Raw genomic sequence first — 24,130 nt, forward strand, 5'->3', positions numbered from 1 at the left:
TAACGTCCGTTTCTTGTCCGTTCCTTCATTTCTTTATTGTATACCAGCAAGCCCGCCGGACGTCAATCGACCGATTCTTTTTCCGGAGCCGACTTCTTCCCGACACGAACGGTTGGTACACTGTTACACAAGCGGCGCAGCTACCGGCGCCCTTGAGCAATGGACAGCCCGCGCAACCGGAGTAAACAGACAATCGGCATCCAACGATACGGAGGGAAATCATATGGCTAACCGCCCCAAAACAAGCAAAAACAAAAACGTCCTGTACGCTTCCGGCCTCGCTCTTCTGCTTCTGGCCGGAGGTTATACCGCCTACGACTACTACGCCGGCAACCATGTAGAGATCGAGCAGGTCATTCCGTCGGCCGGACAAGCTTCGCCCGGACAGAACGCCTCTCCGGCTTCCCCGTCGCAGGGAAATTCCGGCCAAGCCGCCGCTGCCGACGCCGTGCCGGCGGACAAGCTGAACGGAACGTGGAGCACCGTAGACGGTTCGTCGAAGGTGTATGTCTCCGTCACTACCTCGAAGGAAACGGTCAATATCGCCGGCGACAAAGTGAAGGGACAGTGGACCGTGAACGTCGCCGATCCCGCTCAAACCAAAGGACAGGGCGAAGTTGAGATTGCCTCGCTCAACTCGGGCAACAATCAGCGGGACAACCATATCAAGAGCGACGACCTGCTTCAAGCGGCAAGCCATCCGAAGGCTGCCTTTGCGGTAACCTCGTTCGAGGGGCTGCCGGCCGCTTGGAAGGAAGGTCAGGTCGTACCTTTGAAGATAAAGGGCTCATTGACGGTGAAAGGCATAACCAAGGACGTCGTCTTCGACGCCAACGCCCTGTACGAGAAAGCGCAGCTGAAGCTGTCCGGCTCCACCGTCGTCACATTCGGCGATTTCGGGATGAAAAACCCGCACACGGTCGTGCTCGCCGCGGAAAACAACCTGACCGTCAGAATGGAGCTGGTGTTCGGCAAATAAGCGTTTTGCGAAGCCCGGAGCAAGCCAATCCGTGGGTGACTCGCCTGTGACGAAATGGTATAATAAGGCGACCTTCAATAAGAAAACACGGTTTGGAAGGATGGACTCAAGTGAACGAACTGGTAAAGCAGTTGAATGCGACCATCGAACAGGAGAACCCTCACGTATTTTCCATGCTTTCGGGGCTGGGCAAAGCGATTTACTTCCCGAAGGAAGGCATACTGAGCCAATCGGCCGAAGCGAAAGCGAAAGCCACCACATTTAACGCCACGATCGGCACCGCTCTGGAGAAGGGCAAGCCGATGTATTTGAAGGCGATTCAGGATACGCTTGACGCGTACGACCCGAACGACATTTACCCGTACGCTCCGCCCGAAGGCAAACCGGCGCTGCGCAAAGCATGGCGCGACAAGATGCTGGTGGAAAACCCGTCGGCCCAAGGCAAGACGATCAGCAATCCGATCGTCACGAACGCGCTCACGCACGGGCTCAGCATCGTAGCCGACCTGTTCGCGGACGAGGGAGACGCCGTTATTTTCCCGGACAAAAACTGGGAAAACTACGAGCTGTGCTTCGGCATCCGTCGCGGCGCGCGCATTATCAATTTCCCGCTGTACGACGCGAACAACCGGTTCAACTCGCAAGCGCTGCGCGAAGCGGTGCTGGCGCAGAAGGAACGGGGCAAGGCGATCGTCATCCTGAACTTCCCGAACAATCCGACCGGGTATACGCCGGACGCTGCGGAAGGCCGGGAGATCGTAGCCGCCCTGCTGGCCGGCGCGGAAGCGGGCATCAATATCGTAGCCGTGACGGACGACGCCTATTTCAGCCTGTTCTTCGAAGATTCGCTGCATGAATCGCTGTTCGGCCAACTCGCCGACATTCATCCGCGTATTCTCCCGGTCAAGGTCGATGGGGCGACGAAGGAAGAATTCGTCTGGGGCTTCCGCGTAGGCTTCATTACGTATTCGTCCCCGAGCGCGCCGCTGCTTGCCGCCCTCGAACAGAAGACGGCGGGCATCATCCGGGCGACGATCTCTAGCGGTCCGCATCCGTCGCAGACGTTCGTGCTGCGCGCGCTGCAATCGCCGGATTTCGAGAGCCAGCGGCTGGAGAAGTTCCATATTATGAAAGCACGCGCCAACCGGACGAAGGAGCTGCTCGACAGCGGCAAGTTCGACTCCGCCTGGACGTACTATCCGTTCAACTCCGGCTACTTCATGTGCCTGAAGCTGAAGACGGTCGACGCCGAGGCGCTGCGCACCCACCTGCTGGACCAGTACGGGATCGGCACGATCGCTCTCGGCGAAACCGACCTGCGCGTGGCCTTCTCCTGCATCGAGGCCGAGGATCTCGAGGATCTGTTCAACCAAATTTATCAGGGCGTGACCGATCTGGAGCAAGCGGCCAAGTAACGTCGCTCTCTTCCGGGCCGCATGCGCTCTAACCGATTCAAAAAAGCCCTGCCTACCGACAGGAACCGGATAAACCGGAATCCGCCGGTAGGCAGGGCTTTTTGGCGCTGTTATTCCTTTTATCCGCCTCCGGCTCCAGCGCTTCCAGGGCGACGACGATGCCCTGCAAATAGCCGGACCGGAATATCGATCGCACCGTCACGAGGGATGAGTGCGGTTGCTGCGCAGCAGTAATCGACAAAAAAAGCCGCATGCGGGCGATTGCGATCGCGCCCGCTCTGCGGCTTTTTTTGCTATCCTGCTGCTGGCCCTTTTACCAGTTGACCTTGATTTTCTTGACCACCTGGTTCGTGCCGCTCACGGTAATGCTGCGGCCGGCGATCAACGACATGCGGTCGCCGTTCTCGATCGTATAATTGGCATCGACCGCAAAGCTTTGCACGACCGGCTGGTCGTTGGTGTTCGCAGCCGTATTGACATAGATCTTCGTCAATTTCTCGTCCGTCGATTCGTACGAGTAGACGCGGCCGGTTAAGGTGAAGTCGACGTTAGGGTTCGTCGTTGCGGATGTCACTTCGACGTAAATCCCAATATTGTTCACCAGCTTGACGCGGACGACATCGCCCGGCTGGAGAGCTCCGAGTCCGACGCGGACGCCGCTGCGGTAGACGAATGCGTTCGGATCGATCGTCACCGAAGTCGGGACGCCGCCTTTATTGACCGTCAGCACATTGTTGTTCGGATATCCGGTTACAGTGCCGGTTACGACATTTTGTTCCTCGCCGGGGAGCTGATCGCCGGTCCGGTCGAGCAGGGCGGCCAGTTGGGCCCGGGTCACCGCTTCGTTCGGGCGGAACGTATTATCCTCGAAGCCGTCGATCAGCTTCTTCTCGATGGCGACCGCCACATAGCCGACAGACCCGGCCGGAATTTGCGCCGCATCCTTGAACGTCAGCTTCGTGTTCATCTTCGCCTTCGCCTCCGCATCAAGCTTCAGCGCCTTCACGAGCAGCGTTGTCGCCCACAGCCGGTCGGCCGGTTTGTCCGGATCGACGGACGCATCGACCTCGGAGAACAGATCGTTCTCCAGCGCCACGGCGACATAGCCGACTGCCCACGGATATTGCTGCTTCACCTTGTCCGCATCCTTGAAGTTAAGCCGGGTGTTCACTGCATCCGCAGATTCCGCCTTGTCGCGCAGTCCCATAAGCCGGACGGCCGCCGTAATCGCTTGGATGCGGGTCACCTTTTCCTTCGGCCGGAACGTCCCGTCCTCGAAGCCCTCGAATACGCGCTTGCCGGACAGGCTGGCTATGTATCTCGCCGCCCATTCTACATCGGCACCTTTCAAATCGCTGAAATTGATAATGATGTTCATATTGCCCTTGCTCTCGAAGCTGATATTGCTTGCTCCCTTGTTGTCGTTTTTGCCGGAGACTCCGTTGTTCCAGCTGTAAGGCGCATTCCCGCCGTGCTTGTTGTCGTTCTTGTCGTTGCCCTTTCCTTTGCCATCGGCCAGCGCCGAGCCGGCTCCGCCCGCGATCATCGCCAGCGTTACCGTCGTCAGAACCGCCGTTTTCAACATTTTTTTCATGTTTCTACACTCTCCTTATTGTTCATATATTCATACAATCATGTATACGCTTCCAGTAGATCTTTCGGACTTGAGAGTGGACCGCCCTATTCCCGGTTATTGATCAGATAACGGGTCCTGCCGGGATCGTCCGGCTTCTCGGTCCAGAACCTTCGCGAAGTGTTTCCGGTACTGCTAAATCCATTCGCTTTGGCCAAAACGTTTGTGGGGGTGAGTCAAAAAATGATAGACTGTTAAGTGACTATCCGCATTTGGAAAGGGGTTCACGCATGCGCTTTAACCGCAAGACCGTCATACTGGCTTCTTCCGTCCTATTTCTCGTCCTGCTCTTTGCAGGCTGGGCCGTCATCGCCACGCAAGGCAACAAACCGTCCGCCACCGGAGATCCGGTCGCCGGACAATCGGTGCCGCCGGGCTCGGACAATCCGACAAAAACGCCTGCGAAGCCGGCCCCGCCGCCCGAGCCTGTCATTCCGACCGAGAAGGTCGACGTCGTGATGTTCGGCAGCGAGATGGAGGGCATGTACTTGGCCCGCGCCGCCATGGACGAAGGATTGAAAGTCAAAATACTCGATCCTCGCGATGAGATCGGCGGCCAGCTGATCGCGGGCGAGATGCTGTTTCTGGACGAAACGAAGGACGAGCAGGGCCGTTCGCTCGTGCAAGGGCGGATCAAACCGCTGTTCGACGGCTTCAAAAACGGCAAAATCCGTAAAAAAGACGAATTCGTCCGCTATTTCGACGAGCTGCGCGAAGGCATCCCGCTGGAATCGGGAATTGCGATTACTAGCGTCAAGACGAACGCTCCGGCTACCGGCGCCGGCGACTCCACGGTCGCTTCGGTCGACTACAAGACGAAGGACGGCACGGCCAAGCGGATCGAAGCCCAATACTGGGTGGAAAATACCGACTACGCGGCGTTTGCCTCCCGTCTGAACGTGACGCGCATGCCCGGACTCGAAGCGTTTTACGGCCATCCGGACAAGATCGAATACATGAGCGCCGGCATGATGATCAAGCTGAAAAACGTCGACTGGAAAACGTTCAACGCCCATTTCAACGGCTTGACCGCAGCCGAGCGCAGCAAGAAGTACGGCGGCGGCTACGTCAACGAAAGCTTCGCCATCGGACTGTCCGGCATGACCGACCGCTACAAGCCGACCAACGACCGCGTCTTCCTGCGCGGCCTGAACGCGGTGAGCCAGCGGGACGGCGATGTGCTGATCAATGCCTTTCTCATCTACACCGTCGATCCGTCCGATCCGAAGTCCGTCGCGGAAGCGATGGAGCTAGGCAAGAAAGAAATCCCGCTCATCGTGGACCATTTCCGCAAATCGATCACCGGCTGGGAGAAAACCGAATTGAACGGCTTCCCCGACTATTTGTACATACGGGAGTATAACCATTACGAGACGGAGTACGTGCTCAAGCCGTCGGACATGCTCGGGGCCAACATGTTCTGGGACAACGTCAGCATCGCCGGCTACCCGCTCGACCTGCAAGGAACGAGCCTCAACAAGTGGGGAATCGAGATGGGGCGTCCGGACAAATACGGCATGCCGCTGCGCAGCTTCCTGCTGAAAAAGTACGACAACGTCATCATGGCCGGCAAAAACGTCGGCGCCTCCGCAATCGCCTACGGCAGCGCGCGTATCCAGCCGAACACCGGTCTGGCCGCCGAATCGATCGGCGTCATTCTCGGCCAAATTCAGGGCAAGAAGAAGCTGAAGGAGCTGACCGAAGCCGACATGCCGGCGCTGCACCAGCTGCTGGAATCGAAGTACAAGATCAAACTGACCGGCGTCAAGGGTGTCAACAAGCTGGCCGGCTGGACGAAGGACGAGCTCGCCAAGCTCGATACCGGGGAAATCGTATACGCGCAGTACAAGCGGAAGTAACCGAATCAAGCAAGCTCGGGTCAGGACATCGCCGCTGGCGGTGTCCTCTTTCTGTACAAATCGTCGACCAAGGCATGACGGGAGGCATCACATGAAGCGCGAAGAAAAGCATCATCCTTTTTTCCATCAGATATGGATTCATATTAGGCAATGCGAGCTCATCGCTTCCAGCCGCGAGCTTCAACCGGAACGGCACGTGCTTAATGCCCATACGTTATGGTTCGCGCTGAAAGGCAGAGGCGAGCTGTATATCGACAATCGCCCGTCGGACTTCGTCGCCAAAACGGCGTTCGTCCTGGCGCCCGGCACGGTCGCGGAGCTTCGCGGCGATCCGTCGAGGCCCTTGACGGTATACCGCCTCTCCTTCGATGTGTTCCGCCTGACGGAGCGCAGCGAGCGGCAGCTCGTCTACGACAAAGAGCTTTCCTTCCCTGTAAAAGGCAAATTCGCCGCAAGCGGCGCCTCGCGCACGACCCGGCTGCTCCGGAAGATCGCGGATTTCGTCGTGAACGATCCGGACGCCGATCCGCTTCTTTACCAGCAAGACGTTCGGGAATTGTTCCGGCTACTTCTGGATAACGAATCGGACCGGCTTGCCGAATACGCCGGAGATCCGATTCAGCGCACGCTAAGGCATATGCAGCATCAGTACGCCTCGGACATCACCTTGCAGTCGCTGGCCCGCATAGCAGGAACGCATCCGGCCTACTATTCGGCGCTGTTCAAGCGCAAGCTGGGCAGAAGCCCGATCGATTATTTGACCCGGCTGCGAATAAACCGGGCGAAGGAGCTGATGCTTGCTTCACCCGACAAATTGCGCAATATCGCCCGACTGACCGGCTTCGGCGACGAATTTTATTTTAGCCGCCGATTCAAGGCGTATTGCGGAATGGCTCCTACAGCCTATATGAAAAAGCGCCCGCACGCTCCGATCGCCTCGCTTTCCTTGCCCTATACCGATCACTTGCTCGCTTTGGGCGTCGAGCCTTGCGAAGTATACGGCCATGGGGAGCTGCTCTCCGAACGCAAGTGGGGCGACGCCGGTGCCTATGAAAATTGGGAAACGAGCCGCAAAGCTCTGCTGCGCAGCAAGCCGGACCTGATCTTGTGCAAGGAGCATATTATAGACGAGACGCGCAAGCATATGGGGGACATCGCGCCGATCGTTACGATTCCGTGGCTGCTGCTCGACTGCTTTGATCATATGCGCGAAATTGCCAAGCTGACCGGCAAGGAAACGGCCGCCCGCGCATGGATCGAGCGCCACGAAGGCGCCTCCGAGCGTGCCCGCCGCCAAGTTGCGCGAACGACAGGCAAAAGTACGATCGCCATATGCGTGGTCGCGGGCGATAAGCTTAAAATGTACGGCGGCCGCAACATCGGCCACGTGTTCTACCGCTCGCTGCAGTTGACTCCACCGGGGCCGATTGTCCGGGAGATGGCCAAATACAGGGCCGGAACGGTATTCAACTGGATGCCGGTCGGACCCGAACAGTTCAGCGAATGTGAAGCGGATTATTTGGCCATTCTCGTGCAGCCGCAAGAACAAGCTATCGGCAGACTCGCCGAGCTGCAAGCCAGCGAAGCTTGGCGCCGCCACCCGGCCGTACGCGACGGGCGCGTATTGGCGCTCGACTGGAACAAATGGAGCGGTTATTCCCCGTATTCGATAAGCAGACAGCTGGACGAGGCCGTAACGCTGCTGTCGCACATGCATCGCCGCTGAAAATAATCCAAAAGCGATAAACTTAAAATATGCCATGGAACGGCCGTGGAGGAACCTTTATAATCAGGTAGTGATAATGATTATCATTATTGTTTTATCCACATTTTCCATGGGAGGCATACAGCATGAGCAAGCTATACAGAACGACAGGCGCCATGATGTTCGGCCTGCTGCTCCTCGTTACGGCCGCTTGCAGCGGCGGAGAGAGCCGGGCAAACGTCGCTGAAACGAAGATGGAAGGTGCTACGGCGGCAAAGAACGATTCCAAACCGGAGGCATCCGGCCCCGAAGCGGACAAGAAGCGTATCGTGTCGTTATCGATATTGCATACAAGCAATTTGCTCGCGCTCGGCATTCAGCCTTACGGAGCCGTGACGCAGGCCGGCAAAGACTTCTTGCCCCACGTGGCCGATATGCTGAAAGGCACGGTCAATCTGGGCAATTCGCAGGAGCCCAATCTGGAAGCGGTCGTACAGGCGGCTCCGGACCTCATTATCGGGCAGGACGAGCTGCTGAAAAGCAACAAGGAGCAGATCGAGAAAATCGCCCCGCTCTATTCGCTGCCGGCTCTGGGCACGCTGACCTGGAGAGAACAGCTCGTCAAGCTCGGCGAAGCGACCGGGCGCGTCAAGGAAGCCCATTCATTCCTGGCGGAATATGACGCCAAGCTGGCCAAGGTCAAAGAAAACGTCAAGAAGACGGCCGGCGACGATACGGTAATGGTGCTGCGCATCATGCCGAAGGAACTGCGCCTCTATGGCCTTGACCGCAGCTACGGTTCGCTGCTGTATCAGGATCTCGGGCTCAAGCCGGTCAAAGGCTTGGACAAGCTGCCTAACGGGCCGCAAGCGATTTCCCGGGAGGTGCTGCCCGAGTATGACGCAGACCGCATTCTGCTGGAGGTATCCCCTACTTCGGATGCCCAAACGTTGTACAAGGAGCTTCAAGCCAGCGCGATCTGGACCAATATGAAATCAGTCAAAAACGGACATGTGTATATGATCGATCAGCAGCCGTGGCTGGACTATTCGGCGATGGGCATGATGAAATCGCTGGAGCTGGCGGATACGTTGTTCGCATCCAAAAAATAACGAGGGGAAGGCGGAATTCGCATGACTACGATAAGCACGATGAATAGCGGGGCTCCTTCCATGACGGCCGGCGATCGCGACGGCAGCGCCCCGGCCGGAAATGCCCGGCCGGGAGAAGGGTACAACGGTGCGGGGAGCCGGAGCCGTAAACCGGACAACACGGTCATCCGCATTCGCGATACAACGATCGGCGGCGACGCGCTGTCGGTCATCGGCGGCCCGAGCGAATACAAATCGCGCGAGCAGCTTGAAGAAGTGGCGCGGCTGCTGAAAGCATCGGGAGCGCACATCCTGCGCGGCGAATTCGTACTCGGAGTCGAAGAGGGAATGGACATCGAAGGGCTGCAAACGCTGCGCGACGTTGCCCACCGGCACGGACTGCTGGCGATGACGCCCGTTCCGTCCTCGCAGCATGTCCAGGTATGCGCCGAATATGCCGATATTTTGGCTGTAGGCGTACGCAATATGCAAAACCGCGATCTGCTGCACCATCTCGGAAAAACGGACAAAGCGGTATTGCTGAGGCGGGGATTGAGCGCCACGTACCGCGACTTGCTGCGCTGCGCCGATTTCATCCTCGAACGCGGCAACCCGAACGTTATTCTATTGGAACGGGGCATCCGCACGTTCGAAACGTATACGAGCAATACGCTGGACATTGCGGCCATTCCGGCGCTGCAAACGTTAAGCCACCTGCCCGTATTCGCCGATCCGACGCACGCTCCGGGACGACGCGAGATGGTCGGTCCGCTCAGTAAAGCGGTGGTGGCCGCCGGAGCGAGCGGCATCTTTATCGAGCTGGATCTTGACGACGACAACCAAGACGGCGAGCGGGACATCGCGCTTTCCGCCCGGGAATGGAGCCGGCTGGCATTCGATTTGGAAAGCCTCGCCCCGATCGTAGGCAAAACGTACGGCCCGGTTCAGCCGCTCGCCTGATCGGACAGACGGCATCGCCTCCTTCGCTTGCACGTCTAACAGGCCTGTCTCCTGGAGCAGGCCTGTTACTCGTTTCTGGCGAATTAAGCGCGGACGATCCCGCTCCCATTTGATTCGGACCGCTTGTTCATGCGCTCCTCGATGCGGCGGCATACTTCCTCCGGCGTGTCCATATTGGCCCACAGCAGGTTAAGCTCGTCGTCCATAATGGCCACGTCGGCGCGCGTAACACCCAGAGCGCGGTGGGAATAGCTGTACTCCATCACATCGACGAACGTATTGTAATGCTCGGGGTGAATATCCGGATTGAGCAGCGAGTTGTCCTCGGCTACCGAGCGAAGGGCCGGAATGGTACAGCCTCCGCGCTTCAAGATCGTTTGCGCCTCCTCGTCGACGAAAAAGTCGATGAAGCTTTGCGCCACCTTGATCTTGTCGGAGTATTTGTTGATGGCCAAGGAACCGCACAGCAGGAGCGTCCCTTTTTCGCGGTTATGCGGCACGGGCAGCACGTCCCAGCTCAAATCCATCCCGCGGAACTCGTTCATGAAATAGTAGGTCGACAGCATCATCGCGCAGCGCTTCTTCTTGAACACCTGCTCCGCCAAATAGCTGCTCGCATGCGAGTAAATCGGCGACACTTGATGCTTGTACATCAGATCGTTGCAAAATTGCAGCGCTTCGACATTGCGGGCATCCCCGAACACCGAGCGTTTTCCGTCGTCCGACTTGAACCGTCCGCCGTTCTGCAAAATAAACGACGGCCACCGGTTCGTCGACGAAGAGAAGCAAAAGCCGTACTGATCGATCATGCCGTCCTCGTTCGGCTCGGCCGTGCATTTCTTGGCGGCGTCGAGCAGATCGTTCCATGTGCGGAGAGGGTCGTCTCCGGTAATGCCCGCCTGCTTGAACATCGTTTTGTTATAGCAGATCACGATCGGCGAGAAATGGATCGGAACGGACAGCTGCTTGCCGTCGACTTTGAAAATATCGAACAGCTTACCATAGCTGAGCTCCGGCGTAAACTTCGCCGGTTCGTACGGTTCGATAACGTCGTAGCGTTTGTTCTCGATCATATCCCGGATATGCGTATCCGAAATGAAGAAGACGTCCGGTCCGCTTCCCTGCTCGATCATGTCGGCAAGCTTCGTCGTATATTGCTCCGAGGGCAAAATGACCAGCTCTATCTTAACGTAAGGGTGGACCGCCTCGTACTGGCGGATTATGGTGCCGAGCAGTTCCTGCTCGTACGATTGGGAAAACCAGGCCAGCGTAATCGTCTGCCTGACGATCTCCTCGACGGGAGGCTTAACCCGGTTGCCCTTGCCGGCGATTTTCTCGATCAGCCCTTCGTCCACCAGTTGAGCCAGCACCTTGCGCACCGATACGCGGCTGATCTGGTATTTTTCGCTAAGGGTATTTTCGGGCAAGATAAATTCGCCGGGCTGAAGGCCGCCGCTCAATATTTCATTTTTCAACTCGTGCAGAAAGTGGTTGTAACGCTCCTGAAAAAGGTTCCTTCTTCGCAGCAATGGATCTCGCTCCAATACAAGTCTATTATTCCTATTTTACCGTACGTCACATCGTTTGTAAATTGTTAGCCTTTTCTTCAAGTTGAATCTTAACTCAAGCACCTTCTATCGGAGTTTAGCGAATGAAGTTGAATGATTCAATTTATTTAGTATAGCACGCCTGTTTTCCGGCTATACCGTGTCCTCCTCCAAATCCCTTGCGTCCGCGCGCACGCCGCGGCCCCTTTGTCGACGCCAAACCGCCCAGGCGCTGTATGCGTACAAAAGCGCGCTCGCATAGAACAGAGCGTCGATGCTCAACCAATCGATCATATAGCCTCCGGCGACGACCGCGAACCCGGAAGCGACCGAGGTCCAGAAATGATAGGAGCCGATAGCCGTCCCGCGGGCGCCGCTGACCGTATGGTCGGCGAGCAGCTGCCGCTCGCTCATTTTTTGCATCGCGTTGCATACGCCCATCCACAGCTGCAACCCCAGCACCGCCGCATAGGAGGGCGCCCATGGAAAAGCGACCATCGCCGCGCTCATCCCGAGCGAGCTGGCGATCAGCACCGGGACGGCTTGACGGTCGAGCCTCGGAGCGAGCCATTGCGAGGCGACGGCCGAGCTGATCGTGAACACGGCGAACGCCAGCCCGTATTTGGAATAGCTGTTTCCGAGGTTTTTCAGAAACAGCAGATAATACGGGTAGATCATTCCCGCCGCAAGCGTCACAATGCTTTGCGAACGGATCAGCCATTTCACATCCATCGGCTTATTCGCCCCCCTCGTACTGCTCGTAAAATTGATTCATAAACAAGCCCTGCGGATCGTACTTGTCCTTAAGCGCCCAAAACGTTTCCTGCTGCGGGTACGCCCTTTGAAACTGTTCCTTCGTGGCATACGGCGCATACGGCAAATAGTACGTGCCGTCGAGCGCGAGCGCCGCGTCGACGATCCGCTGCACACCGCGCTGAAACTCGTTTTGGGCATGCTCGGACAGCGAGACGTGGAACAGGCAGACGAGCGCGAACATGTCTTCCTTCGCATAGGCCAACAGCGGCTCGCGGTCCTCCCCGACATATCGTACCGTTATGTTGAGCAGGTTCATCCGTTCCTCGGACAGCACCGTGCGGAGCGAGGCGACGAAGTCGCCGAACCGGTCGACCGGGATAAAATATTCTTGAAGCAGATCGTTCGCTCCCGGCTGACGGTATTCCATAAAGGCCGATTCCGACCCCATCGCGTTATTGCGGCTGATCCGCTTGCCCTGCTGCATCGGCACGACGGACTGCTGCAAATCCCAGTAAGCATTTTTGCCCCAATCTCCGGAACGGTTCAGCTGGAACAGCAGTTTCTTCACGCCGACGAAACGTTCCCGCGACTGGAGCGGCGCCCCCGGATCGGGGGAGGACGTCCCGTCAACCGTGTAGTTGATCGCATACATCTCTTGCAGGAAATGGTCCGGCGCGACTGACAGACGGGCGATGTGCATGCGGACATCCGGATCGGCCATAACATGCTCGCGGAAATAGGCGGCGTAACGGTCGACTTCGACCTGCTCGGTCGTCATCCGGTACATCTCGTCGTCGGTCAGCCGCAGCGTCACATCCGTGATCACCCCGAACAAGCCGTAGCCGCCGAGGACGGCGGAGAACAGCTCCGGCTGCTCCGTCCGGCTGACGCTGCGGATTTCCCCGTCTGCGGTCAGCAGCCGGAACGATTCGACGGAACCGATCATCGAGCCGTTGCGAATATCGCGGCCGTGAGCGTTGATGCTGATCGAACCGCCTACGGTAAAAATATTTTGCGATTGCATCGTCCGCACCGCCAGTCCGCTCGGCTGGACCGCCCGCTGCACGTCGCCCCACGTCGCCCCGGCTTGTACGCGCACCGTCTTCGCTTCCGGGTCGAGCTCCAGTATGCGATTGTAGGACGTCATGTCGAGGACGATGGCGTCCTTATAATAGGTGTGGCCCCCTTGACTGTGCCGCTGGCCGGCGATCGAGAGCCGCAGCCCTTTCTCCGACGCTTCCCGCACCAAAGCGATGAGCTGCTTCTCTTCCTTCCCCTGCGCCACCCGTTCCACCTTGACCGGATGCAGCCTGCTGTAATCGGTCACCCGGTACGGGTCCTGGTCGGGCGTGGAGGTGCGAACGTACTCGAACAAGCAGAGTACGGCCAGCAGCGCGAGGACAATGCTTTTCTTCACCGGATGCCCCCACTTTCGGCAAATTCTTTTGTCAAAGTTCGACATGACTGGCGGAAAATCCTTTCTCCGGCTATCTTGATTAGAAGCTGGGACACGTACGCCATCGTCGTCATTGCGTCAACATGCGCCGGAGTTTGTGCTCGAAAGAGCGCTATTTCGCGGCTGGAGCGGTGTTCGACGCGAAATAGTGTTCGAAGGAGCATTAGCTCCACCTGGAAGGAGCGCGGAGCGGGCGTTTTCGGGCCAGTTGGCTGGAGATAGTGTTCGAAAGAGCGTTATTTCGCGGTTGGAGTCGCGTTGAACGCGAAATAGTGTTCGAAGGAGCATTAGCTCTACGCGGAGGAGCGTGAGCAGGCGTTTTCGGGCCAGTTGGCTGGAGATAGTGTTCGAAAGAGCGTTATTTCGCGGTTGTAGTCGCGTTCGACGCGAAATAGTGCTCGAAGGAGCATTAGCTCCACACGGAGGAGCGCGGAGCGAACGTTTTCGGGCCAGTTGGCTGGAGATAGTGTTCGAAAGAGCGTTATTTCGCAACTGAAGCGGCGTTGGACGCGAAATAGTGCTCGAAGGAGCATTAGCTCCACCTGGAGGAGCGCGGAGCGGACGTTTTCGGGGCAGTTGGCTGGAGATAGTGTTCGAAAGAGCGTTATTTCGCAACTGAAGCCGAGTAGAACGCGAAATAGTGCTCGAAGGAGCATTAGCTCCACACGGAGGAGCGCGGAGCGGGCGTTTTCGGGCCAGTTGGCTGGAGATAGTGTTCGAAAGAGCGTTATTTCGCAACTGAAGCGGCGTTGGACGCGAAATAGTGTTCGAAGGAGCATTAGCTCCACCTGGAGGAGCGCGGAGCGGACGTTTTCGGGCCAGTTGACTGGAGATAGTGTTCGAAAGAGCGTTATTTCGCAACTGAAGCGGCGTTGGACGCGAAATAGTGTTCGAAGGAGCATTAGCTCCACCTGGAGGAGCGCGGAGAGGAGCTAAGCCGGCGTTTTCACTCGGGCCCCGAAAACCGCCTGCCGAAAGCTTTATCCGCGTCAAAAAACGCCTCCATTCCGCCAAGCAGGCAGACGAAGGCGTTTTTACGCAGAACGTTCTTGAGCTAAACAATCGAACCGGGCTAAATCAGGCCCCCGCCCGGGCTTTCGCGAATGCGGCGCTGCCAACGACTCCTGCATCGTCGTTCATCTCGGCCGTCTTGATGACAAGCCGGTCGCGGTACATCGGCAGAACGAGCGGCTCAAGCGCTTCGCGCATCGGGGCGAACAGCCGCTCGCCGGCATTGGCTGCGCCGCCGCCGATCACGATGACGTCCGGGCTCCACAGCGCGATCGCCCAGGCCAGCCCTTTGGCCAGGTTGCGGCCGACAAAGTCGAGCACGTCGCGCGCCAAGGCGTCGCCCTGATCGTAGGCGCGCGAAATATCGGCGGCCGTTATGGCGCTGCGTTGTTCCCCGGGGAACCACTCCGCCAGAACGCTCGGCTCCCCGCGCTCCAGCCGCTCGCGGGCAATGCGGGCAATGCCCGTCGCGGAAGCGATCGTCTCCAGACAGCCGCGCAGGCCGCAGCCGCACAGCGCCGTTTCCCCGTCGAGCGGCACGTGGCCGAGCTCGCCTGCGAGAAAGCCGCTGCCGTAGTACAACTGGCCGTCATTGATCATGGCAGCCGCGATGCCGGTGCCGAGCGTAACGCCCATGACGTGCTTAAAGCCGCGTCCGGCGCCACGCGCCGCCTCCCCGTACGTGTACATGCGCACATCGTTATCGATGAACACCGGAATGCCGCCGAGCCGTCCGCCCAGCTTGTCGCTGATCGGCTCGTTGTGCCATTTCAGGTTGGCCGAAGACAGCGATATGCCGCGCTCGGGATCGATAAAACCGGGATTGCCCATCCCGACCGCGCCGAGATCGGCGCGCGACAGCCCTTGCCCGGCCAATAATTCGTCGATCATTGAGGCGATCAGATCGAGTACATAGTCGACGCCGTTCGCCGCGCCTGTCGGCTTTTTCACTTTACCGAGCAGTTCCAGTTGTTCGTCGAGCAGCCCGCATACGATATTCGTGCCCCCGATATCGACTCCAATGTAATGAGTCATCTTCGCTTCCTCCTACTTCTGCTTGGCCACATACACGCGAATGCCGCTCTTGCGCAGTTCTTCCCGGAGCTGCCCTTCCAAAGGGACGTCGGTAATGCACGCATGCACGGACGCCACAGGCGCGATGGAGAAGAGCGACACCCGCCCGACCTTGGACTTGTCGAACACCGCGAACGTCCGCTCGGACCGTTTGATCAAAATTTTGGCGATCTCGGCCTCGGACTCGGAATGCGTCGTCAGTCCTTGGGGGAGCGCAAAACCGTCGATGCCCAGAAACATTTTGCCGATATTGAGACTGTCCACGATTTTCTCGGCCAGCGGGCCGCACAACTCGTAGCTTTTGTGCCGCAGCACGCCGCCGGCCACGACAAGCTGAATGCCGTCGCTGTCGGCCAGCTCCATCGCGATGTTCAAGGCGTTCGTCACGACCGTAATGCCGCTGCGCTCCTTGAGCTGCTTGGCGATCAGGTAAGTCGTCGTGCCGCCCGACAGGCCAATAATATCGCCCTCCTCGACGAGCGAGGCCGCGGTCGCCGCGATTCGTTCCTTCTCTACCCAGGATAGCGACGTTTTCTCTTCGAACGACGCTTCCTTGACCGTATGGTAAGCGTCGTATATCGCCCCGCCGATCGTGCGGATGACTGAATCCGACTGCTCCAGCGCGTCCAGATCCCGCCGGGCGGTCGCTTCCGAGCAGCCAAGCGTGTCGACGATGTCCTGCACGGACACCCGCCCTTTCTGCTTCAGCATGCCGAGGATCGCCTGGCGTCGCTGCTCCCCTTTGGTAAGAGACTGCTCCTGCATAAAGCGTTCACTCCATGATTCGGTGTAATAAGTATCAAATTTTAACGACTTGCGTCAAATTGCGCGGATGGTCCGGATCGACGTTTTTCTTAAGCGCCGTGTAGAAGCCGATATATTGAAGCACCGGCAAGTACAGTACGCCCCGCGACTCGTCGCTCCAATCCGCGCCGCCCGTCTCGAACACCGCGTCGGCGAAAGCCGTATCGTCTCCCTTGCGGGCCGTCACGATCAGTACCGTCGCGCCGTATTCCTTCATTTCTTCCGCGACCTTCAGCTCGTAAGAACGGGCCGTCTCCGACAGCAGCAGGCAGACGAGCGTCCCCGGCTCCACGATCGACTTCGGTCCGTGACGGAACTCCAGCGTGCCGAAGCTTTCCGTCCACACGTAGGACATTTCTTTAATTTTCAGGCATGCCTCCTGAGACAAGCCGTAATACGAACCCATGCCCAAGTAAACGAACTTGTGAAGTTCATGGTTCTGCACGAACGTCTTCGCGAACGGGTCCGCCGCCTGAACGACGGCTGCGTCGGCTTGCACGACCTTGGCCGCTTCCGCGAACAGATCCGCCTTGCCGGAAGCGAGCGCGGAGGCCGCCTGCATCATGAAGGTCATGCTGCTTAACGATTTCGTCATGACCGTGCTCTTTTCCTTCCCGAGCGGAGAAACGAGGCATTCGGCCAATTGCGCCATTTTGCTGTCCTCGTGGCACGTAATGCCGCAGGTCGTCCATCCCGGAACGTCCTTGACGGATTCGAGCGCCAGAATCACTTCCGTCGATTCGCCGGAACGCGATACGCCGACGAGCAAATACTGGCGTCCGGGCACCGTTGCGGCGTCGCGGAACAAATAAATTTCCGAGGAAGGATGCGCGCTTGCCGGGCGTCCGACCCATTTTTTATACGTAGCGGCCATCGTTTGCGCCTGATAATAAGAAGAGCCCGAGCCGATAAAAATAATTTCGTCAAAAGCCGGATTGCCGATAAAACGGTCGACCCAATCTTTCTGAACTTCCAATTGCTTGAGCGCTGCCGCCAGCGCGTCCGCCTGCGCGGATATTTCCGGGTAAGTCAGTTGGCCGTAAGTATGTGCGGTTGTCATTTGAAACCACTCCTTCGCTGGATGGGATAAGTCATTCTATTATATAGTATAAGTTCGGTTTTTGATTTTTTCAATCATTTTATTGATTTTTTCAATCAAATAGTTCGCCAAATCGAGAACTGGCAGACGTTTCGCATTAGGGACATGTTAGGGACATTCTCCTCCCTATATAATCTTGTCCAAAAATTGAAAAATCTCATGCAAAGGTAGAAACCGATATGATATAATATCTTGGGAGTTTTTTTGAAACATTGTTTTAAGAGATGCAACACTGAAAGCGTTTCATAAGGTGTTTCATTCGGGAGGAGCAGATTTATGGAGAAGCAAACGGACATCGTTAAAGCGACAGCAACGAATGCCAACTTGAAAAGTTACGAAGAAGCCCGCCGCTCGTTCGATTGGAGCGAGGTCGAGAAGGAATTTTCTTGGCATGCGACCGGCAAAGTGAACATGGCGTACGAGGCAATAGACCGTCACGTGGAAGCCGGGCTAGGCGACAAGGTTGCCCTCTACTACAGCGACGCCGCCCGCGAAGAAGCCGTCACTTACGGGCAAATGAAAACGAATTCCGACAAGTTCGGCAACGTGCTCCGCAAGCTGGGCGTGCAAAAGGGAGACCGCGTCTTCATCTTTATGCCGCGTTCACCCGAACTGTACTATTCCTTGCTCGGTTCGATCAAAATCGGCGCCATCGTCGGTCCGCTGTTCGAAGCCTTCATGGAGCAAGCCGTGCGCGACCGTCTGGAAGACAGCCAAGCGGTAGCGATCGTGACGACGCCGGCGCTTCTGCCCCGCGTTCCCGTAGCGGATTTGCCGCACCTGAAGCACGTTATCCTCGTGGGTGACGATATTCAAGCAGGCGAAGGTCAACTGAATTTCAAGGAAGAATTGGCGCAAGCCTCCGAGCAGCTCGATATCGAATGGGTAGACCGCGAAGACGGCCTCATTTTGCATTATACGTCCGGTTCGACCGGCAAACCGAAGGGCGTTGTTCACGTTCACAATGCCATGATCCAGCATTACTATACGGGCAAAATCGTACTCGATCTGAAAGCAGACGACGTGTACTGGTGCACGGCCGATCCGGGTTGGGTAACGGGCACGAGCTACGGCGTCTTCGCTCCTTTCCTGAACGGCGCGACCAACGTCATCCGCGGCGGACGGTTCAGCCCGCAAGATTGGTACAATACGATTCAACGGTTCAAAGTTACCGTATGGTACAGCGCTCCGACCGCTTTCCGCATGCTGATGGGCGCTGGCGACGATACTGTGAAGGAATTCGACCTGTCGAGCCTCCGTCACGTATTGAGTGTCGGTGAACCGCTTAACCCAGAAGTCGTACGCTGGGGTCTGAAAGTGTACGAGCAGCGCATTCACGATACGTGGTGGATGACGGAAACGGGCGGCCAATTGATCTGTAACTACCCGAGCATGGACATCAAGCCGGGCTCTATGGGCAAGCCGATTCCGGGCACCGACGCCGCTATCGTAGACGACAACGGCAATGTGCTGCCGCCAAATCGGATGGGCAATCTGGCGATCAAGACGCCTTGGCCTTCGATGATGCGCAAAATTTGGAATAACCCGTCCAAATACGAGGAATACTTCCGCCTGCAAGGCTGGTACGTATCCGGCGATTCGGCTTATATGGACGAGGACGGCTACTTCTGGTTCCAAGGCCGCGTCGACGACGTCATCAACACAGCCGGCGAGCGCGTCGGGCCGTTTGAAGTGGAAAGCAAGCTGGTCGAGCATCCGGCGGTCGCGGAAGCGGGCGTCATCGGCAAGCCGGACCCGCTGCGCGGTGAAATCATCAAGGCGTTCATCTCGCTGCGCGCCGGCTTCGAGCCGAGCGATGAGCTGAAAGCCGACATCGCCAAGTTCGTCAAGGTCGGCCTGTCCGCTCACGCCTCTCCGCGCGAGATCGAATTCAAGGACAAGCTGCCGAAGACGCGCAGCGGCAAAATCATGCGCCGCGTGCTCAAAGCGTGGGAGCTCGGTCTCCCGACCGGCGACCTGTCGACGATCGAAGACTAATACCTGCATAACGAATAAACGCCTTTCCGGACGGGGATTCCCGCGACGGAAAGGCGTTTTTTTATCCCATTTTGCCCAAAGACAGTTCTTCCCTCCCAGCCAGTCATACCGAGGAACGGAAAATTTTTCCGTAAAAACGCAACATTCCGGACGCTTGTTTCGTCCAAAACCGGAAGAGGCTCCATTTCGGAAAACCGAGACCTGAGCTAAAGTTCGCTTTACCTAAAAGCAAAATATATACGGGGCCAACGGAAATAAGCAAGGGGGGACGAGCATGCATTCAAGAAAACGTTCGCGAAGAACATCCATATTGGCGGCGATATGTCTGATGGCGGTTATAGGAACGGGCTGCGGAGAACCGGACAAGAAGAACAACAACGGCAAAACGTACACGGCGGAAGACGTCGGACCTAGGCTGGTGAGCGCGTATAACGATTTCGGCTTCGAGTTGTTTCGCAAAACGACCGCAGTCGGACCGGAAGCGGGCAATGCCGTCCTGTCTCCGGTGAGCGTTGCGCTGGCGCTATCCATGACGATAAACGGCGCAGCCGGGCCGACGCGCAACGCCCTCGCGCAAGGGTTGCATCTTCAGGGAATCGGCGCGGAAGAAACGAACGTCGGGGCGCGCGCGCTTCAGCACGTTTTGCAAAACGCCGATGCCTCCGTCCAGCTTTCGGTCGCCAATTCGCTCTGGGCCCGCAAAGGAGTGCCTTTTCAAAAAGACTTTCTCACTCTGAATAAAGAGTTTTACGGCGCCCGGACGGAACAGCTCGATTTCGGCAAACGGAGTGCGGCGGATACGATCAACCAATGGGCAAAAAAGCAGACCAATGGCCGGATCGACCAGATGGTGAACGCCCCGATCGACCCGCAAACGATGTTATTTTTGCTCAATGCGGTCTATTTCAAAGGCGATTGGACCATTCCGTTCGACAAAGAAGCGACGCGCGACAGGCCGTTCCTGCTCGCCGACGGAACGAAGGTCGATCGTTCGACGATGGCGCGCAGGGGCTCGTTCGATTATGCCGAGCAGCAAGGCTACGCCGCCGTCAGGCTCCCTTACGGCAACGGCAGCACCGGGATGATCATTCTGCTGCCTGACGAGGGCGTGAAGCTCTCGTCGCTTGTAGAGCGGCTGACCGGTACGGAATGGTCCGCCCTGATCGGGTCGCTGCAAAAGCAGGAGGGCGAAGTTTCGCTCCCCCGCTTCAAATTGGAATACGCGGCTACACTTAACGAGCCGCTGAAAGTTATGGGCATGGCGCTCGCCTTCGATCCGCTCAAAGCAGACTTCAGCGGCATGCTCACCCCTCCGCCCAACATGTACATCGGAGAAGTCAAGCACAAAACGTATGTCCGGGTAGACGAAAAAGGAACCGAAGCCGCAGCCGTCACCAAAGTGGAAATGAGAGCCGGCTCCGCACCGAATCCATCCGGCTTTCGGATGAATATCGACCGCCCGTTCTTGTTCGCCCTTCAAGAGCGCCAGACCGGCGCGCTGCTGTTTGTCGGAACGGTGTACGATCCGCAGTTTTAAACGGAACGGAGCGTTATTTCGGGCTCGTGTCTTCGGGTTCTTGTCTTCAATGCAGGCCGACCGGCGTCATGCCGGCCGGCGCGCCGAGAGTCGACTCCGTCTTCAGCGCTTACTATAGCCAGGTGCTGCGCCCCGCTAAGAACCACTTCACGCTGAGCCAATCGCCTTCTTACAAGCCGCTTGAGCCGTGCTCCTCCCGACGACACGACGACCGGGATCATGCTGCCGATACCGGATGAATCCGGAAAGCCGTCCTGCCGCACGAACGCGTCGGTTTGCAGCAATCGCTACTTGGCCAGCTCGGCCGCGACGAACTTCTCCGCCTGCTCCTGCGCGTCGCGCAGCGCCGAGTTCAAGTCCGTTTGTCCGGTGACAACCTTCAGCACGTTCGGCGTCAAATACTTTTGCAAAATGTCGCCGTCGTAAATGCTCTGGTATGCCTTCGGCGCGATGTCGTTGTAGTAGACGGCCTTCCAGTTTTTGTCCTTGTAGATGCTTTCGCTGCCGATCAGCTTCTTGACGTTGTCGTCGTTCAGCACGGTCATGAAGCCTTGTTTGGAATATTCCGTCTGCACCTCGGTCGACGTCAGCCGCTTGATGATCTCCATCGCCGGTCCTTTATTTTTGGCCGTGCTTGTGACCGCGAACATCCGCGGAGACGCCTGCGAGCCGACCTTCGGTTGCCCCTTGAGCGTCGGCAGCGAAACGAGATCCCAGTCGATGTCCTTCACATATTGCGGGCCGTCGAACGGCCACTGCGAGTTGAATACCATCATGGCCAGCTCCTGCGAAGCCGTCATTTCCGTATAATACGGCAGCTTCTTTTTCGCCGTCGACCACGACTTGTACGTAGACGTCGCCTCGTTCAGGAAATACGTCTCCAACGCCGCCTTCCATCGCTCGTCGCTTAGCGTCGGCTTCTTCGTCTGAGGGTCGTAGAACGGCGCGGACATCTGGTTCATCCGCAGTATATGGTTCGGCGAGGCGGAAATTCCCATGTAGTTGACGCCGCTTTCACTGCGGGTCAGCTTTTGATTCATCACATGCATGTCGTCCCATGTCATGCCGTCCTTCGGGTACGGCACGCCAAGCTTGTCGAAGATGCCCTTGTTGTAAAACATCACCTGCACCATCGTCGTAACCGGCAAATAGTAGATTTTGCCTCCGCCCATCGTTTTGACCGCATCGATCGTCGTCTTCTCGAACTTGCTCAGGTCGATGTCGTGCTCGCGAATCAATCCGGTCATGTCAAACTGCTGGCCGGTGGCGAGCAAGGGACTCGAGATCGTCTCCAGAGAAGCGTACACAAGATCGACATTTTGCCCGGCCGTGGTCAAATCCTGCAGACGGGTGCCGTCCTTGCTTTGAATAAACGTTATTTTAAAGTTCGGGAATGCTTTGCGGATGTATTGGCCGAACGTTTTCTCGAACGGCTCTTCGCCGCCTCCGGCCAAATCCTGAATGACGACCTCGTAGCTGCCCTGCGTATAGTCGACCGCAGCCTGCTTGCTCGCCTTGCTGTCCGCATTCCCCGTGGCGTCCGAATTCGCACCCGTGCCGTCCGATTGGCCGCACGCCGCGACGAGCGTCGCCACCGCGCAGCCGGCCGCCGCCGTTTTCCACCATGCTGCTTGCTTCACCATGAAAGTTGCCCCCCTATAGATTTTTCAAATGGATTCCCAGGCAATCGTACCGTTCTAGCCGAAACGCTTGTCACCGCATTGAAAACGTTTGCATTTGTGCCTATATGACTCTACCGGATCGATGGCTCCTGTCTTCCCCCTGCTGTCATCCCCCCTTAACGGCATTGTGCCCGCTTCTAAGAAATCGATTTCTTAAACTAAAAAGAATTCGGTTTCCATAAACCAAAAGAAGCATAAATATGGAGTTTAATTTCGATTATGCGATCATTATAGTATACGTATTCTCTATTTGTAAAGAAAAACGTGCATCGCTTGGTTTCGGGTTGTCTCAAGAAACGAATTTGACCCCCGCTTTCGTCAAAACGGGGGTGGAGTGGCATCTGGACCGGTCAACCGTCAGCTAGTTACTGTCCGGGTCGACTGGCGGACGACCAGATCGGGCTCGATCAGCAGCCGAATCGGACGGGAGGCCTCTCCCTCGCCCTCCTTCGCGGACTTGTCCGACCGGTCGGCGGCTAAAATGTCGACGCCCTGCTTCGCCAGCATGCCGATATTCGGTCCGACCACGGTGAGGGACACGTCGAGAATGTCCTCCATCTCCGGTACATCGTCGTAGACGATCAAGGACAAGTCGTCCGGAATGTTGACCTTCAGCCGGCGGAACCATTTCAGCATCTGGAACAACACGCCCTGGCTGTCGATGATCATCGCGGTCGGCCGCTCCCCGACCGGACGAGAGAACAGCTCGATCACCGTTTGCTCCGGCACCTTGCCTTTCTCGTCGCGCTGGATGAAGTAATCGGGATGATGCTCCATCCGGAACTCGACCAGCCCTTGCAAATAGCCGTTCAGCTTGTCCGACGGCTTGCCGATAAACGTGATCTTGCGGTGGCCGAGCTCGGCCAAATGACGCACCGCTTTGTAAATACCCGCCCGGCGGTCGATCTCGATCCGATGCGCCCCTTCCATGCTCACGCCGCCCATCAGCAGCAGCTCGCCCTGGAACGCTTCCATCTCTTTGAGAAACGGCATATTCGGAACCCATTCGGCCATATGCCAAAACAAAATACGGTCGACGAAATGCTCGTTGAACGTATGGATGGCCGCCGCCGGATTGGCGACGGAAATGAGCAGCGTCAAGCCGCGCTGCGTCACTTCCCGTTGAATGGCGTTGCACAGATGGTAGTAGAACAGCCCTTCCGTCCGCGGCCAGATCAGACCGATGCAGTTCGAATGGCGGGTGACGAGCCGTTTGGCGGCCAGGTTCGGCACGTAATTGAGCTCCTTGGCGATTTGGAGAATACGCATTCTCGTTTCTTCGCTGACCCCGGGATCGTTGTTCAACGCCTTCGAGACGGTCGGCTGGGCAACCCCGGCCATCCTGGCGATATCCTTCACTGTCACTCTCATGGAAATCCTCTTTTCACCATAAATGCAAGTACGATTACGTATACTATATCGTATTCCGGCTCCAATTGCATCGCAAAAAAACCGTCCGGTCCGGTCGACGACCGGAAGGAACGGTTTCGCATGGGGGCTACAGGCGGTCGGAGCGGCTTCCGC

At 57.4% G+C, this 24,130-nt stretch carries 17 protein-coding genes; 8 read left to right on the plus strand and 9 right to left on the minus strand.

Annotated features, from left to right (window positions below):
• The first annotated feature begins 223 nt into the window (after positions 1 to 223).
• Together ABD796_RS22230 and ABD796_RS22235 are read left to right on the plus strand one after the other, a co-directional pair.
• Positions 224 to 979: a YceI family protein gene (locus ABD796_RS22230; protein WP_344911959.1), complete on the plus strand. Its 756-nt coding sequence runs from the start codon at positions 224 to 226 to the stop codon at positions 977 to 979.
• A 110-nt stretch (positions 980 to 1,089) separates the two neighbouring features.
• Positions 1,090 to 2,394 carry an aminotransferase class I/II-fold pyridoxal phosphate-dependent enzyme gene (locus ABD796_RS22235; protein WP_344911961.1) on the plus strand — a complete coding sequence of 435 codons (1,305 nt, stop codon included), beginning with the start codon at positions 1,090 to 1,092 and terminating at the stop codon, positions 2,392 to 2,394.
• Between the two features lie 313 nt (positions 2,395 to 2,707).
• Here ABD796_RS22235 and ABD796_RS22240 read toward each other — a convergent pair whose 3' ends face one another.
• A complete protein-coding gene (locus ABD796_RS22240) occupies positions 2,708 to 3,988 on the minus strand; it encodes an S-layer homology domain-containing protein (protein WP_344911963.1) in 1,281 nt (426 codons plus the stop codon).
• A 269-nt stretch (positions 3,989 to 4,257) separates the two neighbouring features.
• On the opposite strand from ABD796_RS22240, the gene ABD796_RS22245 reads away from it, so the two are divergent.
• From ABD796_RS22245 to ABD796_RS22260, 4 genes are all read left to right on the plus strand, one after another.
• On the plus strand, positions 4,258 to 5,886 hold the full coding sequence (locus tag ABD796_RS22245) for an FAD-dependent oxidoreductase (RefSeq protein WP_344911965.1): 1,629 nt from the start codon (positions 4,258 to 4,260) through the stop codon (positions 5,884 to 5,886).
• A 91-nt stretch (positions 5,887 to 5,977) separates the two neighbouring features.
• Positions 5,978 to 7,612: a helix-turn-helix domain-containing protein gene (locus tag ABD796_RS22250; RefSeq protein ID WP_344911967.1), complete on the plus strand. Its 1,635-nt coding sequence runs from the start codon at positions 5,978 to 5,980 to the stop codon at positions 7,610 to 7,612.
• Positions 7,613 to 7,737: 125 nt separating this feature from the next.
• The gene (locus ABD796_RS22255) at positions 7,738 to 8,703 is read left to right on the plus strand and encodes an ABC transporter substrate-binding protein (protein WP_344911969.1); all 966 of its coding nucleotides are present in this window, start codon (positions 7,738 to 7,740) and stop codon (positions 8,701 to 8,703) included.
• A gap of 21 nt (positions 8,704 to 8,724) precedes the next feature.
• Positions 8,725 to 9,642, plus strand: a complete 918-nt coding sequence (locus ABD796_RS22260) for an N-acetylneuraminate synthase family protein (RefSeq protein WP_344911971.1) — start codon at positions 8,725 to 8,727, stop codon at positions 9,640 to 9,642.
• Positions 9,643 to 9,725: 83 nt separating this feature from the next.
• Here ABD796_RS22260 and ABD796_RS22265 read toward each other — a convergent pair whose 3' ends face one another.
• From ABD796_RS22265 to ABD796_RS22290, 6 genes are all read right to left on the minus strand, one after another.
• Complete coding sequence (locus ABD796_RS22265) at positions 9,726 to 11,171, minus strand: extracellular solute-binding protein (protein WP_344911973.1); 1,446 nt, start codon at positions 11,169 to 11,171, stop codon at positions 9,726 to 9,728.
• Positions 11,172 to 11,342: 171 nt separating this feature from the next.
• Positions 11,343 to 11,921, minus strand: a complete 579-nt coding sequence (locus tag ABD796_RS22270; RefSeq protein WP_344911976.1) for an MFS transporter — start codon at positions 11,919 to 11,921, stop codon at positions 11,343 to 11,345.
• Positions 11,922 to 11,925: 4 nt separating this feature from the next.
• Positions 11,926 to 13,407: an FAD-binding oxidoreductase gene (locus ABD796_RS22275; protein ID WP_379116811.1), complete on the minus strand. Its 1,482-nt coding sequence runs from the start codon at positions 13,405 to 13,407 to the stop codon at positions 11,926 to 11,928.
• A 1,071-nt stretch (positions 13,408 to 14,478) separates the two neighbouring features.
• Positions 14,479 to 15,447 carry an ROK family protein gene (locus ABD796_RS22280; protein WP_344911980.1) on the minus strand — a complete coding sequence of 323 codons (969 nt, stop codon included), beginning with the start codon at positions 15,445 to 15,447 and terminating at the stop codon, positions 14,479 to 14,481.
• 12 nt (positions 15,448 to 15,459) lie between these two features.
• Complete coding sequence (locus tag ABD796_RS22285; RefSeq protein ID WP_344911982.1) at positions 15,460 to 16,251, minus strand: DeoR/GlpR family DNA-binding transcription regulator; 792 nt, start codon at positions 16,249 to 16,251, stop codon at positions 15,460 to 15,462.
• A gap of 34 nt (positions 16,252 to 16,285) precedes the next feature.
• A complete protein-coding gene (locus tag ABD796_RS22290) occupies positions 16,286 to 17,350 on the minus strand; it encodes an SIS domain-containing protein (RefSeq protein WP_344911984.1) in 1,065 nt (354 codons plus the stop codon).
• A gap of 315 nt (positions 17,351 to 17,665) precedes the next feature.
• Here ABD796_RS22290 and acsA point away from each other — a divergent pair, with 315 nt between their 5' ends.
• Both acsA and ABD796_RS22300 read left to right on the plus strand, forming a co-directional pair.
• On the plus strand, positions 17,666 to 19,387 hold the full coding sequence (gene acsA / locus ABD796_RS22295) for an acetate--CoA ligase (protein WP_344911986.1): 1,722 nt from the start codon (positions 17,666 to 17,668) through the stop codon (positions 19,385 to 19,387).
• 274 nt (positions 19,388 to 19,661) lie between these two features.
• On the plus strand, positions 19,662 to 20,924 hold the full coding sequence (locus tag ABD796_RS22300) for a serpin family protein (protein ID WP_344911988.1): 1,263 nt from the start codon (positions 19,662 to 19,664) through the stop codon (positions 20,922 to 20,924).
• 287 nt (positions 20,925 to 21,211) lie between these two features.
• Here ABD796_RS22300 and ABD796_RS22305 read toward each other — a convergent pair whose 3' ends face one another.
• Both ABD796_RS22305 and ABD796_RS22310 read right to left on the minus strand, forming a co-directional pair.
• On the minus strand, positions 21,212 to 22,567 hold the full coding sequence (locus ABD796_RS22305; RefSeq protein ID WP_344911990.1) for an ABC transporter substrate-binding protein: 1,356 nt from the start codon (positions 22,565 to 22,567) through the stop codon (positions 21,212 to 21,214).
• A gap of 396 nt (positions 22,568 to 22,963) precedes the next feature.
• Positions 22,964 to 23,977, minus strand: coding sequence for a LacI family DNA-binding transcriptional regulator (locus ABD796_RS22310; RefSeq protein WP_344911992.1), 1,014 nt, complete (start codon positions 23,975 to 23,977; stop codon positions 22,964 to 22,966).
• Between the last annotated feature and the right edge of the window lie 153 nt (positions 23,978 to 24,130).

The sequence above is a fragment of the Paenibacillus hodogayensis genome, from assembly GCF_039536325.1.
GTDB lineage: Bacteria > Bacillota > Bacilli > Paenibacillales > NBRC-103111 > Paenibacillus_AB > Paenibacillus_AB hodogayensis.

Bases quoted from the DNA above. Each gene is read 5' to 3' on its own strand.
- ABD796_RS22230 (WP_344911959.1), top strand. From the start codon at position 224: ATGGCTAACCGCCCCAAAACAAGCAAAAACAAAAACGTCCTGTACGCT.
- ABD796_RS22240 (WP_344911963.1), bottom strand. From the start codon at position 3,988: ATGAAAAAAATGTTGAAAACGGCGGTTCTGACGACGGTAACGCTGGCG.
- ABD796_RS22245 (WP_344911965.1), top strand. From the start codon at position 4,258: ATGCGCTTTAACCGCAAGACCGTCATACTGGCTTCTTCCGTCCTATTT.
- ABD796_RS22250 (WP_344911967.1), top strand. From the start codon at position 5,978: ATGAAGCGCGAAGAAAAGCATCATCCTTTTTTCCATCAGATATGGATT.
- ABD796_RS22255 (WP_344911969.1), top strand. From the start codon at position 7,738: ATGAGCAAGCTATACAGAACGACAGGCGCCATGATGTTCGGCCTGCTG.
- ABD796_RS22260 (WP_344911971.1), top strand. From the start codon at position 8,725: ATGACTACGATAAGCACGATGAATAGCGGGGCTCCTTCCATGACGGCC.
- ABD796_RS22270 (WP_344911976.1), bottom strand. From the start codon at position 11,921: ATGGATGTGAAATGGCTGATCCGTTCGCAAAGCATTGTGACGCTTGCG.
- ABD796_RS22275 (WP_379116811.1), bottom strand. From the start codon at position 13,407: ATGTCGAACTTTGACAAAAGAATTTGCCGAAAGTGGGGGCATCCGGTG.
- ABD796_RS22280 (WP_344911980.1), bottom strand. From the start codon at position 15,447: ATGACTCATTACATTGGAGTCGATATCGGGGGCACGAATATCGTATGC.
- ABD796_RS22285 (WP_344911982.1), bottom strand. From the start codon at position 16,251: ATGCAGGAGCAGTCTCTTACCAAAGGGGAGCAGCGACGCCAGGCGATC.
- ABD796_RS22290 (WP_344911984.1), bottom strand. From the start codon at position 17,350: ATGACAACCGCACATACTTACGGCCAACTGACTTACCCGGAAATATCC.
- acsA (WP_344911986.1), top strand. From the start codon at position 17,666: ATGGAGAAGCAAACGGACATCGTTAAAGCGACAGCAACGAATGCCAAC.
- ABD796_RS22300 (WP_344911988.1), top strand. From the start codon at position 19,662: ATGCATTCAAGAAAACGTTCGCGAAGAACATCCATATTGGCGGCGATA.
- ABD796_RS22305 (WP_344911990.1), bottom strand. From the start codon at position 22,567: ATGGTGAAGCAAGCAGCATGGTGGAAAACGGCGGCGGCCGGCTGCGCG.
- ABD796_RS22310 (WP_344911992.1), bottom strand. From the start codon at position 23,977: ATGAGAGTGACAGTGAAGGATATCGCCAGGATGGCCGGGGTTGCCCAG.